This window comes from Enhygromyxa salina, from assembly GCF_002994615.1.
GTDB lineage: Bacteria > Myxococcota_A > Polyangia > Nannocystales > Nannocystaceae > Plesiocystis > Plesiocystis salina_A.
Map to the genome: position 1 here is coordinate 26,136 of NZ_PVNK01000047.1, position 15,152 is coordinate 41,287.

At 69.5% G+C, this 15,152-nt stretch carries 10 protein-coding genes; 4 read left to right on the top strand and 6 right to left on the bottom strand.

Annotated elements, in window-relative coordinates; genetic code table 11:
* Positions 1-70 precede the first annotated feature (70 nt).
* The 3 genes from ENSA5_RS04725 to ENSA5_RS04735 all read right to left on the bottom strand — a co-directional run bounded on the left by ENSA5_RS04725 (position 71) and on the right by ENSA5_RS04735 (position 3,570).
* Positions 71-2,308, bottom strand: coding sequence for a terpene synthase family protein (locus ENSA5_RS04725; RefSeq protein ID WP_106390351.1), 2,238 nt, complete (start codon positions 2,306-2,308; stop codon positions 71-73).
* A gap of 120 nt (positions 2,309-2,428) precedes the next feature.
* Positions 2,429-3,070, bottom strand: a complete 642-nt coding sequence (locus ENSA5_RS04730; RefSeq protein WP_181197370.1) for a response regulator transcription factor — start codon at positions 3,068-3,070, stop codon at positions 2,429-2,431.
* A gap of 164 nt (positions 3,071-3,234) precedes the next feature.
* Positions 3,235-3,570 carry an STAS domain-containing protein gene (locus ENSA5_RS04735; RefSeq protein ID WP_106390353.1) on the bottom strand — a complete coding sequence of 112 codons (336 nt, stop codon included), beginning with the start codon at positions 3,568-3,570 and terminating at the stop codon, positions 3,235-3,237.
* A 295-nt stretch (positions 3,571-3,865) separates the two neighbouring features.
* Between ENSA5_RS04735 and ENSA5_RS04740 the strand changes: the two genes are divergently transcribed.
* The gene (locus ENSA5_RS04740; protein ID WP_106390354.1) at positions 3,866-4,354 is read left to right on the top strand and encodes a DUF3565 domain-containing protein; all 489 of its coding nucleotides are present in this window, start codon (positions 3,866-3,868) and stop codon (positions 4,352-4,354) included.
* Positions 4,355-4,360: 6 nt separating this feature from the next.
* On the opposite strand, the gene ENSA5_RS04745 is transcribed toward ENSA5_RS04740, so the two are convergent.
* A complete protein-coding gene (locus ENSA5_RS04745; RefSeq protein WP_181197371.1) occupies positions 4,361-5,038 on the bottom strand; it encodes a hypothetical protein in 678 nt (225 codons plus the stop codon).
* A gap of 218 nt (positions 5,039-5,256) precedes the next feature.
* Between ENSA5_RS04745 and ENSA5_RS04750 the strand changes: the two genes are divergently transcribed.
* Both ENSA5_RS04750 and ENSA5_RS04760 read left to right on the top strand, forming a co-directional pair.
* On the top strand, positions 5,257-6,717 hold the full coding sequence (locus ENSA5_RS04750) for a DUF4215 domain-containing protein (RefSeq protein WP_106390356.1): 1,461 nt from the start codon (positions 5,257-5,259) through the stop codon (positions 6,715-6,717).
* Between the two features lie 252 nt (positions 6,718-6,969).
* Positions 6,970-8,877: a CotH kinase family protein gene (locus ENSA5_RS04760; RefSeq protein ID WP_181197372.1), complete on the top strand. Its 1,908-nt coding sequence runs from the start codon at positions 6,970-6,972 to the stop codon at positions 8,875-8,877.
* A 27-nt stretch (positions 8,878-8,904) separates the two neighbouring features.
* On the opposite strand, the gene ENSA5_RS04765 is transcribed toward ENSA5_RS04760, so the two are convergent.
* Both ENSA5_RS04765 and ENSA5_RS04770 read right to left on the bottom strand, forming a co-directional pair.
* Entirely contained in the window at positions 8,905-10,449 is a 1,545-nt protein-coding gene (locus ENSA5_RS04765; RefSeq protein WP_106390359.1) for a vWA domain-containing protein, read from the bottom strand.
* Positions 10,450-10,486: 37 nt separating this feature from the next.
* Positions 10,487-11,881 (bottom strand): serine/threonine-protein kinase, encoded by a 1,395-nt coding sequence (locus ENSA5_RS04770; RefSeq protein WP_258182734.1) that lies wholly within the window; start codon positions 11,879-11,881, stop codon positions 10,487-10,489.
* Between the two features lie 148 nt (positions 11,882-12,029).
* Here ENSA5_RS04770 and ENSA5_RS04775 point away from each other — a divergent pair, with 148 nt between their 5' ends.
* On the top strand, positions 12,030-15,152 hold the full coding sequence (locus ENSA5_RS04775; protein WP_181197373.1) for a serine/threonine-protein kinase: 3,123 nt from the start codon (positions 12,030-12,032) through the stop codon (positions 15,150-15,152).

A 15,152-nucleotide genomic window follows, 5' to 3' on the forward strand; every position in this document is an offset into this window, starting at 1 on the left:
ACGTCTCCAGATTGCTCGCGCTACGCGAGCGGGTATTCGCGTGTTGGGGTCAGTGGGATTCGGGCTCGGACTAGCGACGCGTCCAGAAGCGGACGGCCGAGGTCCCGAGCCCGGTAGGTCCAGTCGGTACGGGCGGCCTGCGATCCCGGCGCAGCACCGCCTCGACGTAGCGGCCGGTCTCCCGGTGCCAGTCGAGGATCCCCGCGACCCAGTCCTGGAGGCCCTCGACGTAGGCCGCGAGGTCTTCCCGGGCGCCGGCGTCGAGCTCGAAGGTCTCGGCGAGGATCGGCAGCTCGGTCGCGATGATGTGCTCGAACTGCTCGAGCCGCGCGGTCATCAGGTCACAGACCACGTCCACGGCCTCGGCCGAGCCGATCTCGAGGAACTGCCGCGCGACCAGCACGCCGTTGCACAGCTCGGCCTCGAACTCGATCTCCTTTTGGAAGGAGAACACGTCATTCGTGAGGCAGGCGTAGTCGGCCGCGGAGTCCTCGAGCTCGCGCATCGACCTGGTCTTGAACAGCGCCGGGGGGATCCGGCGGCCCTTGGTCACCCGGGCCAGGTTCATCGTCAGGTCGGAGCCGAAGGTCTTGCGCCGCATCTCCATGTAGTCGATGGGATCGGGGATCCGACGCTGAATGCCGACGAGCAGCTCCCACAGCCAGCTCTCGGTCATCGCCTCGACGCCGAGCCGAAACCAGCGACGCTGGGACTTGTCCATCGGGCTCGCGGTCCGATGCCAGAGCTCGGCGAGGCCACGCTCGAGCGGGTTGAGCGGGGGCGGGGTCGCGCCGCAGTCGAGGGGCATGAAGGTCGAGAGGCGATCGTTTTGGTGCTTGGCGCTGGCCAGGTCACGGTTCACACCGAAGATCACCGGGAAGTAGTCGTCGCCGTAGGTGCCCCAGGTCAGCCACGCCGAGGAGACGTCGAGCTCGGGGCCGCTCGCGTCCGGGTGGAGCCGGGCCGCGCAGTTGGCGAAGTCGAATTCAGCGAGGCGCTGCTCGTTCCAGATCCCCGACCCGGGCAGCCCCGGGAGCTCGTCGAGCATGCCCATCTCGCGGGCCCAGTCGATGCAGTGCTGGCGCGAGCGCTCGAGGTTCTCGTTCACCCGCGCGGTGAAGGGCATGTAGAACTTGGGCAGCGCGACCGCGCCGACCGGCTCGAAGGGCAAGCCGCTGTAGCTCGCCGCGCGGACCCGAAGCCCGAGCCGGCCGGCCGAGGGGCGCAGGTGGGCGGCCGAGATCCCGAGCCCGGTGGGGCCGCCGAGGATCGCGGCGATCGAGCCCGGGTCGCTGCCCCCGACCCCATCGTTCATGTAGCGGCTCGACTGCATGTGCCACTCGTGGCCCCCGGACTGCCAGTCCTGGAGGCCCTTGACGTACTTGGCCACGTCGAGGCGCGCGCCGGGGTCGATCTGGCGCTCCTCGAACAACAGCGGCAGCTCGACCAGCGCGGTGTTCTCGAACTGCTGGAGGCGCGAGGTCAACAGGTCGTTGGTGAGCTCGGCGGCCCGCTGCGTGTCCACGCCCAAGAAGCGCTCGAAGACCAGCACGCAGTTGGCGTTCTCGCCCTCGTCTTGGACCTCGCGCTGGTAGGAGAACAGATCGTTGCGCAGGTGGACGGCGTCGGCGAAGGTGTCGCGCAGGACCTCCATCGGGCGAGAGGTCGCGATCTGATCGGGGACCTCGGCCGCGACCGCGTGCTCGATGAGGTTGGCCGACCACGGGGCCCCGCCGACCTTGCGTCGCATCGCGATGTACTCAATCGGGTTCGCGACGCGAGCCTGGCGAATGTTGGCGAGCTCCCACAGCGACTCGTCGAGCAGCGCCGCGGTGCTGTGGACAAAGCGCGCGCGCCAGGCGATCGACATGCTCGGCACGGTCCGCGCCCACAGATCGGCCAGGCCTCGCTCGACCGCGTTGGTCGGCTCCGGCGAGCCCTCGCCGTCGCGCAGGGGCATGAACGAGGGCAGGCGGGCGAGGTAGGCCTCGGCGCCGTCGAAGTCCCGGGTGCGCTTGTAGACGTCGAGGAAGTGGTCGTCGAAGTAGAACACCCACACGTACCAGTCGGTGATGAGGTCGAGCTCGTCAGCCGAGGCGTCCGGGTGGGTGTACGCGCACAGCAGCGCGTAGTCGTGGGCGTCGAAGGTGGCCTCGTCCCAGATCGGCGTGCCGGTGGTCGACTCGGGCTCCCCGAGAATCCCCACCTCGTAGGCCCAAGCCTTGGAGTGGACTCGCGCGCGCTCGAGGTGAGGGTTCAGCCGCGCAGGGTGGGGGACGTAGAATTCGGGCAGAACGAAGGGATCCATGGCGACCAAGTGGGAGGCTGGTAACATTCGCGCTGCGCGCTTGGGTATTCGGCATTAAGCCGATTGACAGCACATCGCGAACATGGCCGCCCGTGGTCGGATCCCCTCGCCTGCCGGCGCTCAGGCGCCTCGTTCGAGCGCGACCAAGACGCGGACCAGCTCGGCCGCCGAGCTCACGCCCAGCTTCTCGAACGCGCGCGCGCGCTGAAGCTGCACGGTGCTCCGGGTCGTGCCCAGCTCGGCCGCGACTTGCTTGTCGATCAAGCCGTCGCCGAGCAGCCGACACACGTCGCGCTCGCGCGGCGTGAGCGTGGCCCAGCGCGCGCGCGCCTGGGCTGTGGCCTTGCGCTGCGTGCACGCGACGAGTGACCGGTCGACGGCCTCACACAGCTCCGCAGCCGAGCAGGCCTGGGGCAGCATCTCCGCCAGGCCACGCTGCATCATCGCAACGGCCTCCAGCACCTCGCGGCTACCTGTCAGCACCACCATCGGGAGAGGATGGTCGCGATCGTGCAGCGCTGCCTGGAGCTCGCAACGCTCCGACCATGGAAGCTCGAGGTCGAGCACCACACATCCGTGGCGGCTGTTGGTGAGCGAGGACAGCAGCGCGCGACCCGAGGCGTGGAGCTCGACCGCGAAGCCGCTCGCGCGGAACAGCTCCGCGCGCGCGCCAGCCTCACTTGGGTTTTGGTTGAGGACAAAGATCGTGGGCGCCTGCGCACTCGCCGTGTCCGTGAACTTATTGGGGTACTTTCGTGGCACCCGAGAGATTCGCGGCCCCACTACTTCGCGAAGAACCCCTAAAAAGTCAGTTGAATCACGTCACCAAGAGCCATCACCCCACGTCTCAGGCCCATGAAAAAGACCCACACCAGCCATGCGTGGGTCTTCGTGGATGGCGCGACAGCGCCTGGATCTCAGCCCGTTCAGGCCGCGAGCGACACCTGCGGCGCGGCCGCGAGCGCGGTCGCCGGCGCGAAGGTCATCCGCTGCCAGGCTGCCGACTCGTCGTAGCGGAGCTCGAATCCGACGCCGAGCGCCTTGAGCTGCTTGAAGAAGCGCAGCACGAGGACCATCGTCGACGACGAGATGTGCTCGAGCTCGCTGAAGTCAAAGCGCAGGTAGCGTCCAGAGCCGAGCAGCTCCTCAAAAACGGGGTTTAGTATGGCAGCAGGGCGGCGGTCGTTCGCGCTGCCCGTCCACTTCACGAGCAGGGCGCCGGTCGGGTCAATCTGGAGGTCGACTTCGGTGCGGCTGTTCATGACTACACTCTAACTGGAATTTTTCCGCGAGTCAGCGACCACTTTTGTACAAATACTGGATTTTCAGGTCAAAATTCTACCTGGGCTGGAAAACTAGTACAGCCTGGCTAGAATTGAGCGATATTGACCACCTAAGTGCCCTCATACGTAGGGCAAGGTACACAAAAAGGAGCAAGATGACCCAAATTTGGCGCTACTTGCGCAAACCCATGGCATCTCAGCGCTCGCAACCAGGGGCGTTTACGCGCCTCGCGTAGCCGTCATGGCCACCTTGGCCACGTGATAGCTTCGTCGCTTGACGCGGCCAGCCCAGAGCGCCCCCGAGTCACGGATCACTGGCTTTCGTCGTGACGAGGACGGGGTCTGGGTCGCCGAGCTCGAGTGCGGGCACCCACAACACATTCGCCACGCTCCCCCCTTCCAGCTCGCCGCGTGGGTCAACGACGAGGCTGGGCGCGCAGCGCACATCGGCACCCCCCTGCGCTGCCAACTGTGCCGCATGCCTCGGCTCCCGCCGGACGCCGCCGCCTACAAGCAGACGCCCGAGTACGACGACGCCACGATCCCCGCCGGGTTGCTCCGCAGCCATCGCCTCCGCCCGGGATCCTGGGGCGAGATCGTCGTGCTCGAGGGCCGCGTTCACTACGTGCTCGAGGACGAGGACAACCTCACCTTCGCCCTGCGCCCGGGCGTGCCAGGCGTCGTCGCGCCCGAGCGCCCGCACCACATCCGGCTCGAGCCGGGCGCCCGCGTTCAGATCCAATTTTTCCGAGAGCCCGAGTAGGCCGACTCAATTAAAGAAGGTTGCGAGCTCGTCGGAGAACGCGACCTCTTCGACGAGGCCAAAGTCGAGCAGCGCGCTGAGCAGCTCGCAGCGAGCCGGCTCCGCGCTCCGATCACAGGCGTCGAGCTCGTCGTGGAGGTCCGCGAGCGGGACGTAGTGGTTCGACGCGGGGCGCATGGCCTCGGACACATAGGCTCCGGGTCGGTCCGGCGCGGGGGTCTCGTTGCGATGGCACAGACCGCAGGTCGTGATGCCGCCGTCGAGGAGGACCTCATAGGGAGTGTCGTGGCTGATCGCGGCCTCGACAGGGAAGCGGAGCTCGGCCTTGATCGTGCGCGTGTCCGAGACCCACTCGCCGAGCTCGAGCAAGTGGCTGCCCTCGCCAGCGGGAACGATCGACATGGCCAGGCCCTCGCTCAGGATGAACAGGCGCGGATTGCCAGCGCCCACCGCCGGCTGAGCGCTGAACTCACTCGAGCTCGCGACCACCGCCAGCGGCCGCGGGAGGCTCGCCACGAAGCAGGCGACCGACACGGGCCGCGGCAGCGCGTTGACACGCTCGACGACGTCGGCGATCGACTCGGGCGAGCGGCCCTCGATCACACACTCGCGGGGGATCCGATCGTCGTGACCTCGGGGCTCGGCCGCGCCACAGCCGATCGCGCAAACCACCGCCCCGCTCACCGACAACAGGGTCGCGCGGGCCATCATCAAACACCCAGCTTAGCTCGACCCCAACGCAACTCACCGACGACGCAAAGTTTCCCGCCGCGTGCAGCGGGATCGCAGCCCCAACCCATCCACCACGCTTCACGGTCGGGGAGTCGCCGCGCGTCTGCGCCGTCGTCTGCCGAGCGACAAAGTGCTTGGGCGGAGTCTGAAACGACGCGAGACTGTCGCCCATGGCACGCATCTTTGCTTCCGCGACGCTGATCTCGTCGAGCCTCCTCGCGCTCGCCGCATGTTCCTCGGGCACGAGCGACACCGGCGCAAGCTTTGAAACCTCCACAAGCGACACCGACGACGGTGACAGCGACTCGACCGAGACTGGCGACGGCGACGGCGACGGCGACGGCGGCGACGGCGACACCGGCGACGGCGACGGCGACCCCGGCGACGGCGACGGCGACACCGGCGACGAAAACTGCGGTGACGGGGTCGTCGACCCGGGCGAGGAGTGCGACCTCGGGCCGATGAACTCCGCGTCCGGCCAGTGCACCCCCGACTGCACCGTCGCCAGCTGCGGCGACGGCTACGTCTACGAGGGCTTCGAGGAGTGCGACGACGGCAACGACCTCGACACCGACGAGTGCGTGTCTGAATGCAAGCTCGCGACCTGCGGCGACGGCTTCGTCCACGAGGGCGTCGAGGAGTGCGACGACGGCAACGACGACGAGGCCGACGGCTGCACCATGGCCTGCACCCCTGGCTCGTGCGGCGACGGCATCCTCCAGGAGGGCGAGGAGTGCGACGACGCCAACATGGACACGAGCGACGACTGCCCCGCCTGTCAGCTCGCAACCTGCGGCGACGGCTACATCCAGGCCGGCGTCGAGCTCTGCGACGACGGCAACCTCGACAACAACGACGCGTGCATCTCACCCACCTGCGTCCCCGCGAGCTGCGGCGACGGCTTCGTGTGGGCGGGCATGGAGACCTGCGACGACGGCAACCTCGACGACACCGACGAGTGCCCAGGCACCTGCGAGCTCGCGTACTGCGGCGACGGCTACATCCAGGCCGGCGTCGAGGGCTGCGACGACGGCAACAACGAAGACAACGACGGCTGCTCCGCCGAGTGCGAGACCGAGCACTGCTTCTTCCTCGACAACACCGATGAGGTCGATCTGATCGGCATCGACTGGTTCGACGCCTGCGTCGACATGCCCGGCGACAACATCGAGATCACCGTGCGCGACGCCAACGACATGATCGTGTATCAGGGCAGCGGGCCCAAGGTCGGCGACTGGACCTACGAGCAGCTCACGTCCACCGACGTGATCGGCGAGCAGTACGAGGTCTACAATCACGACCGGATCATCACCCTCGACAATGGTGACCTCCTGCGGATCTCGGGCAAGCACGCGACCAACAGCGGCTGCGGTGGGTCGCTTGGCAACGGCTATGTGATCGCGACCTACGATGATCCGCTGAACGATACTTACTACAATAAGATCAAGCTGCTGGTGGCGCCCTACGAATTCACGGTTACGGAGAACGGCCCGCGCAACTTCGGCAACTGGACGCCTGGGGGCGAGCTGTCGTTCAACGACGACGCGGACATGTACAGCTGCTTCCCGAACTTCGGACAGGGGCCCTCGCTGGCGCCCTTCATCGGCAGCGTCGCGGTCACCGTGTTCTAGCAGGCTGCCCAGCCCACCTGAGCGAGGGCCAGCGAGGGCTCCCGTGCTCGAAGCTGGCGTGAGGAGCCCGGCTGCGCGCCTGATGCAGGACCGCGCGTCATGCGCGCAACCTCGCTCCATGCCTCATTTGCGCGAGCGCAGCCTAAAATCGCTTTGATCGGCCCCGCAGGGGGTTTTATGCCAGTTGAGACATGGCGCAGCTTGCGTGACCATCGGTCGATGAGCATGCGCCGGACTCTCGTACAGCTTTCTTTGACGCTCCCCCTCGCGTTGCTCGCTTCGTGCGGGAGTGAGGTCTCCGGTGTCGAGGAGGAAGAGACCTCGGGCGACGGCGACGGCGACGGCGACGGCGACCCCGGCGATGGCGACGGTGACGGCGACGGCGACCCCGGCGACGGCGACCCCGGCGACGGCGACGGCGACCCCGGCGACGGCGACGGCGACCCTGAACCACCGCACGAGACCGACTGGAGCCTGTGCACGATCGACCTCACCTGTGCCCAGCCCCTCGTCGACGACCCCAAGCGCAGCTGCGATCTCCTGGTCATGGAGGGCGACGGCTACGTGGCCTACGAGGGCGCCGCGGGCGTCGAGGTCCGCGGGCGCTCGTCGCAGGGCTGGCCAAAGCACCAGTACGACGTCGAGCTGTGGTCCGCACCCAACCATGAGCTCGTCGCCCCCGGCGCGTCGTGGAAGTACAACGACTCGGGCAACGCGGGCGGCAACGACTGGATGCAGCCCGAGTTCGACGACGGCCAGTGGAGCGAGGGTCTGGCGCCGCTCGGCTACGGCGTCCTCGGGCCGCAGTGGCAAGGCGGATGGGCGGCGTCGGGTCAGATCGACAACGCGACGACCATCGGCTTCGGGCCCAACGCGGGCAACAAGCACACGACCACGTGGTTTCGGCACAGCTTCGAGGTCGCCAACGTCGCGGTCCTCGACCCTGTCTACCTCCAGCTTCGCGCGGACGACGGCGCCGTCGTCTATCTCAACGGCGTCGAGATCGCGCGCTTCAACCTTTCGGACGGTCAGATCTCGAGCAACTCCCTCGCCCAGTCCGCGCTCAGCGGCCTCGACGAGGTCGAGTTCCGCAAATTCCCGGTCGACAACCAACTCCTGGTCAACGGAACCAACGTCGTCGCGGTCGAGGTCCACCAGGGCAACCCGGCATCCTCGGATCTCGTCCTCGACCTGGCGCTCTCGACCAAACCACCGGCCAACCCGACCAATTTCTACGAGTTTGGTCAGGAGGAAGATTGGGTGCTCAATGGCATGTATTTCGACCTCTCCTTGTATCGCAACAAATTGATGTACGACACCTTCGCGGCCTTCGACCCCGAGGCCAACTACGCCTCAGAGAGCCACTACTGCGAGCTCACGCTCAACGGCGACTGGGTCGGGATCTATACCCTCGGAGAGAAGATCAAGCGCGACGACGACCGCATCGACATCCCCGCCGACGACGGGCTCGGCGGCTCGTTCATCTTCAAGAGCGACGTGACCCAGACCTGGGTCACGACCCACGACATCGGCTGGCAGCTGGTCTATCCAAAGCTCGAAGACCTCTCGCCCGAGAGTGAAGCGGCGATCATGGACTACATGAACGACTTCTCGGCCGCGACCTACGGCAACGGCAGCGTCTGGGACTACGTCGACATGGCGAGCCTCGTTGACTTCGTCCTGATCCAAGAGTTCACCCGCAACGGCGACGGCTACTCGTCGAGCATGCACATCTACAAGGCGCCGGGGGGCAAGATCACCTTCGTGCCGTGGGACTTCGACATCGGCCTCGGCGGATCTTGCAACAACCCCGAGACCTGGAACGGACGGGAGAACAATCACTGGCTCAACATCGTCGCCGCGGACCCGGTGTTTCAGGAGGCGCTCGTCGCCCGCTGGGCGGAGCTGCGTGAGACCGTGCTCTCGCAAGACGCCATCGACGCGCGCCTCGCTGACCTCGTCGACACCATGACGGCGGAGAAGATCGGCGAGAACTTCGCGCGCTGGCCGATGGCTGAGATCATCGGTGGCGACGATTGGGTGCTCTTGTTCCGCCTCGACTGCCCGGTCAACACCTGGGACGAGGAGCACATGACCGTGCAGAGCTGGATCGCCCAGCGTTTGGCGTGGATGGACGCCAACATCGAGACCTTCAACTGAGCGGCGGGGTCAAGGCGCGCGGCGGGGTCAAAGCGCGAAGGCGTCGGCCGCCTCGGCGTTGCGCCTGACCTGGGCCTTGCCGGGCCGGCTCGCGGCCGCGGGCTCGGGCGCGGCCGCGGCCTCGCCGAAGCCAGCGTTGGCCTTGTCGAGCACCCCGGCCTGCTCGGCGAAGTCGTCGTCGAGGTCGCGGCCAAAGGGGTCGAAGAATTCCTTGGCCTTGACCAGCGCGCCCGCGGTCTTGCGCCGGCTGCGGATCTGCTCGAGGTGCTCGTCGACGGCCGCCTGGGCCTCGGCGGTCCGGCCCTGGGCGAACAGGGAGTTGGCCCGCTCGAGGGTCTTGGCGGTCTCGCTGCGGGTCAGGCGGCTGAGCACGATCGCGTCGAGGGGCGAGACCTCGGCCGCGGCCGCGGTCATCTGCGTGGCCAGCTCGCCGAAGCACTCGCCGGGCTCGGCGCCCGCGAGGTCCTCGTAGCTGAGCGTGACGTTGGCGATCGGGCGCTCGCCGACGGGGCTCGGCGGGACCTCGAGGCGCATCAAGAAGGTCTTGTCCTCGCCGGCCCCGAAGGTGCCCATCGGCACGATCACCCGGCGGTCGACCTGCTGGTAGCTGCGATCGAGGACCTCGGCCACGCGCACGCCGGGCGCGAGCTCGACGACGAGCTCGGTGTCCTTGGCCACGGCCGAGACCAGCGACTCGAGCTCCTGATCGAAGATCTGCTCGAGGTTCGCGCCGGTCTCGGAGAAGTAGTGGCGGCCGTTGGCCTCGCGGGCGATCGCCGACATCAGCCGCTCGTTGTAGTCGACGTCGACGCCGATCGAGGAGATCGTCGCGCCGCGGTTGCGAGCCTGGCGGGCGAGCACGCGCATGCCCGCCTCGTCGCGCACGCCCCGGTTGGCCTCGCCGTCGGACAGCAGCAGCATGCGGTCGATGCCCGCGCGCCGCCCCGCGAGGGTCCGCATGCCCAGGTCGACGCCGCACGAGATGCAGGTGTTGCCGCTCGGCCGGGTGCCGACGCCGTCGAGCATGTCGCGGATCAGCCGCTCACGGGTGACGGTGGAGATCGTGGTCACGGGCACGACGATCCGAGCCTGCTCGGAGTAGGACACGACCGAGACCGTGTCGCCGTCGCGCAGGCGCCGGATCATCCCGGCCGCGGCGTCGTGGGCGTTGCGCTCGCGCTGGCCCTTCATCGAGCCCGAGTGGTCGATGACGATCGCGAGGTTGAGCGGGGCGAAGCTCGTGCGCGCGCCGAGCGGGTCGAGCGGGTCGGGCTCGTTGCGGACGTCGACGAACAGCAGGGTCTCGCCACGGGTGTCGGCGAGCATCTTGCTCTGACCGAGGCGGCCCTCGACCATCAAGGTCTCGCCGGCCACGAAGGTCGACTTGTCGACGAGCTTGGCCGGCTCGGGATCGTCGTCGTCGACCTTGGGGCCCTCGCGCGGGCTGTCGGGCGCGTCCGAGCTCACGGTGCTCGCAGCGTCGAGCTTGTCGGGATCGGTGTATTTCCAGACCGCGGCGCTGGTCAGGGACATTCCGAGGGCGGCGAGGGCTCCAACGATGGCGATGCGCATGGTGTTCTCCGGTAGCGGGGTCGCGGGGACTGCTCGCTCAGGTCGAGAGCAGTCGGATCAGCCAGGTGACGAGGCCGGCGGCGAGCGAGAGGCTGACGACGATCGTCGCGGCCAGCTTGGTCGGGATCTCACGGGGGGCCGCCGCCCTCTCGATGACGGCGACGGTGTCGAGGCGCTTGGGCGCGAGCTCCCGCGCGCCGCTCGAGCTCGCGCGCTCGGCCGCGCCCGCGCCCGCCACGGCCGCGCCCGAGGACTCGCTCGACGCGCTCGAGCCCGGGCGGGTCTCGGCCTCGCTCCCGGGCTCGGTCTTGGACCTGGCCCCGGTCACGCCCGCGGCCACGGGGGCCGTGGCGCCAGACAGCTCGGCCGGGCGGAAGGGCTCGAGCCGCTCGAGGACCTCTGCGGCGCTGGCCGGGCGGTCTTCGGGGGCCTTCTCGAGCAGCTGGTGAACGAGCTGCTCGACCCCGCGCGGGAGCCCGCGGCGGGCCTCGGCGGGCAGCTGCGGCGCGGGCTCGGTGCACAGCTTGTCGAGCAGCACCCGCGGCGACTCGGCCTCGAAGGGCGGGCGGCCCGAGAGCAGCTCCCACATGACCAGGCCGAGAGCGTAGAGGTCGGAGCGCGGGCTGAGCGGGCGCGCGTCGATCTGCTCGGGGCTCATGTACTGGAGCGTGCCGACGCTGTGGGTCGTGTTGCCGGCCGCGGCCTGGACGATCTTGGCGATGCCGAAGTCCATGACCTTGACCCGCCCGCCGCCGACGAGCATGACGTTCTCGGGCTTGAGGTCGCGGTGGATGATCGGCTGCTCGCCAGCGTGGGCGGCCTCGAGCGCCGCGCAGATCTGCCAGGCGATCGCCACGACCTCGTCCCAGGCCAGCGCGCGCTCGCGGGTCATACGCTCGCGCAGGGTCTCGCCCTCGAGATACTCGAGCGCCATGACCAGCTCGCCCTCGACCTCGGTGCAGTGGAGGCAGCGGACGATGTGGGGGTCGTCGAGGCTGGCGAGGATGCCCATCTCGTTGACGAACTGCCGCCGGCCGGCCTCGCTGCGCGACAGCTCGCTGCGCAGGATCTTGAGCGCCACTCGCCGCTTCGACAGGCGCTCCTCGGCCTCGTAGACCTTGCCCATTCCGCCCTCGCCGATCAGCCGACGGACGAGGAAGTCACCGATCCGGCGACGGTCGGATTCGAGCGCCAGGGTCGTGCTTGGCGTCTGTGCGGCTTCGCCTGGGTGCTTGTCTCCGTAGGCGAGGGTCGGGTGCTCGGGGTCGACGTCGGGCATGTCGGGCGGCTCCGGGCCCGAGTCGGGATCGGGCGAAGATCCCTTGTACACCACGAGCGCGGCCCGCGGCTCGGGCCCTTCGGGGTCGAGATCGCGGGCCGAAACGGCCTCGAGAGAGGCCTCAGGCGCGGTTTTAGCCGGGGACGGAGCCATGCGGGCGGGCAAACGCCTCGCGGGGGTGATCGGCTTGCACCCGGGCTCGAAAGTCCTCGGGACCGGCCGGCGTTGGAGGCCACCGATGGCCGAAGACGCGGATCAGAACGGCTTGCCCCCGGGCGCCCGCCTCGGGCACGGTCGTGCGGTGAGTGGTCCCCCAAGGAGCGCGCGCGCGCTCGAGTCGGTCGGCGAGGCCCGGCGATTCGCCTGCGCCGACGGCCGCGAGCTGTGGCGACTCCCGAGCTCCCGGGCGACACAGGCCGACGAGCTCCTCGCCCTCGGGCCTGAGGGGCTCGGCGGCTTCGTCGAGGGCGGGCGGGACGACGAGGGTCCGTGGCTGGTCCGCGAGCGGGCCGAGACCCGGCTCAGCGCGCTGCTCGGGACCCACGAGGGTCACCCCCTGGCCTGGCGACCGGTCGTCGAGCTCGTCGCGGCGCTGGCCCGGGCGCTCGCGGCCGCCGAAGCCCGGGGCCTGTACCCCGGCCTGGTCCGGCCGGCGAAGATCGTGATCGAGCCCGGGGTCTGGCTCCTCGCCGAGGGCCTGGTCAGGGCCCGGGTCGGGGCCGAGCTCGTCGAGTCCCCGAGCTCGCAGCTGCGCCGCGAGTGGCTGACCCCCGCGGCCGCGGCCGGCCACGCCGACGACGCGAGCTCGAACCGCTGGCTGCTCGGGCTGCTGCTCTATCGCCTGCTGTGTGGTCGCGGGCCCTTCGCTGGGCTCGGGCTGCGCAGCGCGATCGAGCACCTCGGCCAGGGCGTCCCGCCGCTGCCCGACGCGATCGCCCGCGAGCTCCCGCCGGGACTCCAGAGCCTGATCTTGCGGATCCTCGCGCCCGAGTCCTCGCGCCGACCGAGCGACGCCGCCGCGATCCACCAGGAGCTGTCGCGCTTTCTCGACGATGCCCAGGCGTCGAAGCCGAGCCCAAACCCGCCGACCAACCCGAGCTCGCGCCTCGTCCCCGCCCGCGACGAGCCGTCGAAGACCGCCGCGCCCGAGCCCGAGCCCGAGCCGCCGCCCGAAGCTCGCTCCCCTCCCCCCTCGGCCCGGCCCCGCGCCCCTTCGCGCCGCTCGCCTGCGAGGCGAGCCGCGCGGATCCTCGCCGTCCTCGCGATCGTCGGCCTCGGCAGCGTCGGCGGCTACGGCCTCGTCGAGCTCGCGGGCGACGCCGAGCCCAAACCCGAGACCACCGCGCCCCGCGACAAGCCCGAGATCGGCAGCCGCGCGGCCCTCGACGCCGCGCACACGAGCCCCGAGGACTGCGCGAGCTGCCACCCTCGCCAGAGCGCCGAGTGGAAGCGCTCGGTCATGGGGCACGCGTCCAAGAGCCCGCTCTTTCAAAGCCTCGAGATCCTGATCGAAGAGCAGGTCGGGCGCAGCGACGACTGCCCCGGCGGGGCCGGGATCCTGCGCAGCTCTGACCCGCGCACGGCCTGCCGCGACCCCAACACCGGGATCCCGATCACGGGCTCGGGCGGCGCGCTGTGGTGCGTCAACTGCCACAGCCCGCGCGAGAACCTCGCCGCCGCGCTCCCGGCCTGGGACGGGCTCTCGCCGCGCTCGATCAGCCGCCGACCCCTGCGCGACCTCCAGCCCAAGAGCACCGACGAGGGCATCGACTGCGGCTTTTGCCATCAAGTCCACGGCCCGGTCCGACCGGGCAACGAGCGCCTCGGCCTCTACGAGGGCAACCCAAGCTGGATCTCGACGCTCACGGGCCAGCGCTTCGCGATGCGCCCGGAGGACCGCGCCGGGATCCCCGGCATCGCCAACAGCGGCTACCTGCTCGACCCGGCCGAGCTGCTCGCGGTCCCCGGTCGCCGGGCGGACGCCGAGCTGGTTCCGGGCGGGGTCCACCGCCGCCCGAGCGCCGAGGCCCGCGCCTACCTCGGCTCGAGCCAGTTTTGCGGGGCCTGCCACGACGTCCGCCTGTTCGGCGCCGACGCGATCGGCACGCCGACCCGCGGCGAGCATTTTCGCCGGCTGCGCAACGCCTACAGCGAGTGGGCCGACTGGGCCGCGCTCGAGCGCGAGTCCGGGCGCGAGCCCGCCGACTGCCAGGACTGCCACATGAGCAGCTTTCCGGGCGTGTGCGTGGCTGGAGATCCGCCGGCGGCGGTCCCGGGCGAGACCGAGATCAGCGCCCTGCGCCGCGGCTGTCCGCCCGGCACCCACTTCGAGTCGCGGGCCCCGGGCGAGCTCCCGCGTCTGCGCGTCGCGGCCGGCTCCGGCGAGCGCCGCGAGGTCACGACCCACTATTTCTCGGGCGTCGACATCCCGCTGACCCCCGCATTCGACGACAACTACATCGATCAGCCCGAGCTCGACGCGGCCGGGATCCCGCTCGGCGGCGACCAACGTCGGGACCTGCTCCTCGGCCGCAGCTTCCGCTTCGAGCTCGGCGAGGCCGCCGTCAGCAGGGGCACCCTCGAGCTCCCGGTCGTGATCGAGAACACCGGGGCTGGCCACAAGATCCCGGCCGGGTTCTCGCAAGAGCGCGAGTTTTGGGTCCACCTTCGGGTCACCGACGCCGCCGGGCGCCTGGTCTACGAGGTCGGCCGCGTCGAGCGAGGCGACGAGGACTTGCGCGACAAGATCTTCGCCTCGGTCAACGTCTCCGATCGGATCTTGAACCAGCAGGGCCAGCCGCTCGGGCTGTTCGGCGCCGACGTCATCGACGGGCCCGACCACCCGCAGTGGCGAGCGCTCGACGGCTCGTCCAGGTTCGAGGCCGCGAGCGAGTTTCGTGGGCGCGGGCTGATCAACCTCCAAAACGGCTTCCTGCGCTGCGTGCAGTGCATCGGCTTCATCGACCGCGCGGGCCGCTGCCAACCCGCAGACGCGACCCAGACCCTCCACCGCGCGGCCCGCTTCGCCGACGCGCCCTTCAACAGCGACACGGGCGAGTGCAGCTCCAACTTGTCCGGTGACGAGGCCCTGTTCGAGACCTACTTCCCGGTCGGCTCGCTCGACGCGAGCCGCGGCGTCGTCAAGGGGCCCGACGCGATCATCGACGCCCGCTCGGCCCCGCCCGGGGTCCCGATGCGCTGGACCTACGAGCTGCCGCTCGCGGGCGCCGAGGGCCCCTTGAAGATCGAGGCGCGGCTGTTGTTTCGGGCCTTCCCGCCCTTTTTGATCCGGGCCTTCGCCGACTACGAGACCCGCCAGGCCGCCCTGGGCTTGCGACCCAGCGGACCGCTCGTCACTCGTGAGATGCTCGCCAAGCTCGAGGTCGTGGAGATCGCCACCGTCACCCGCGCGCTCGAGCTCTGA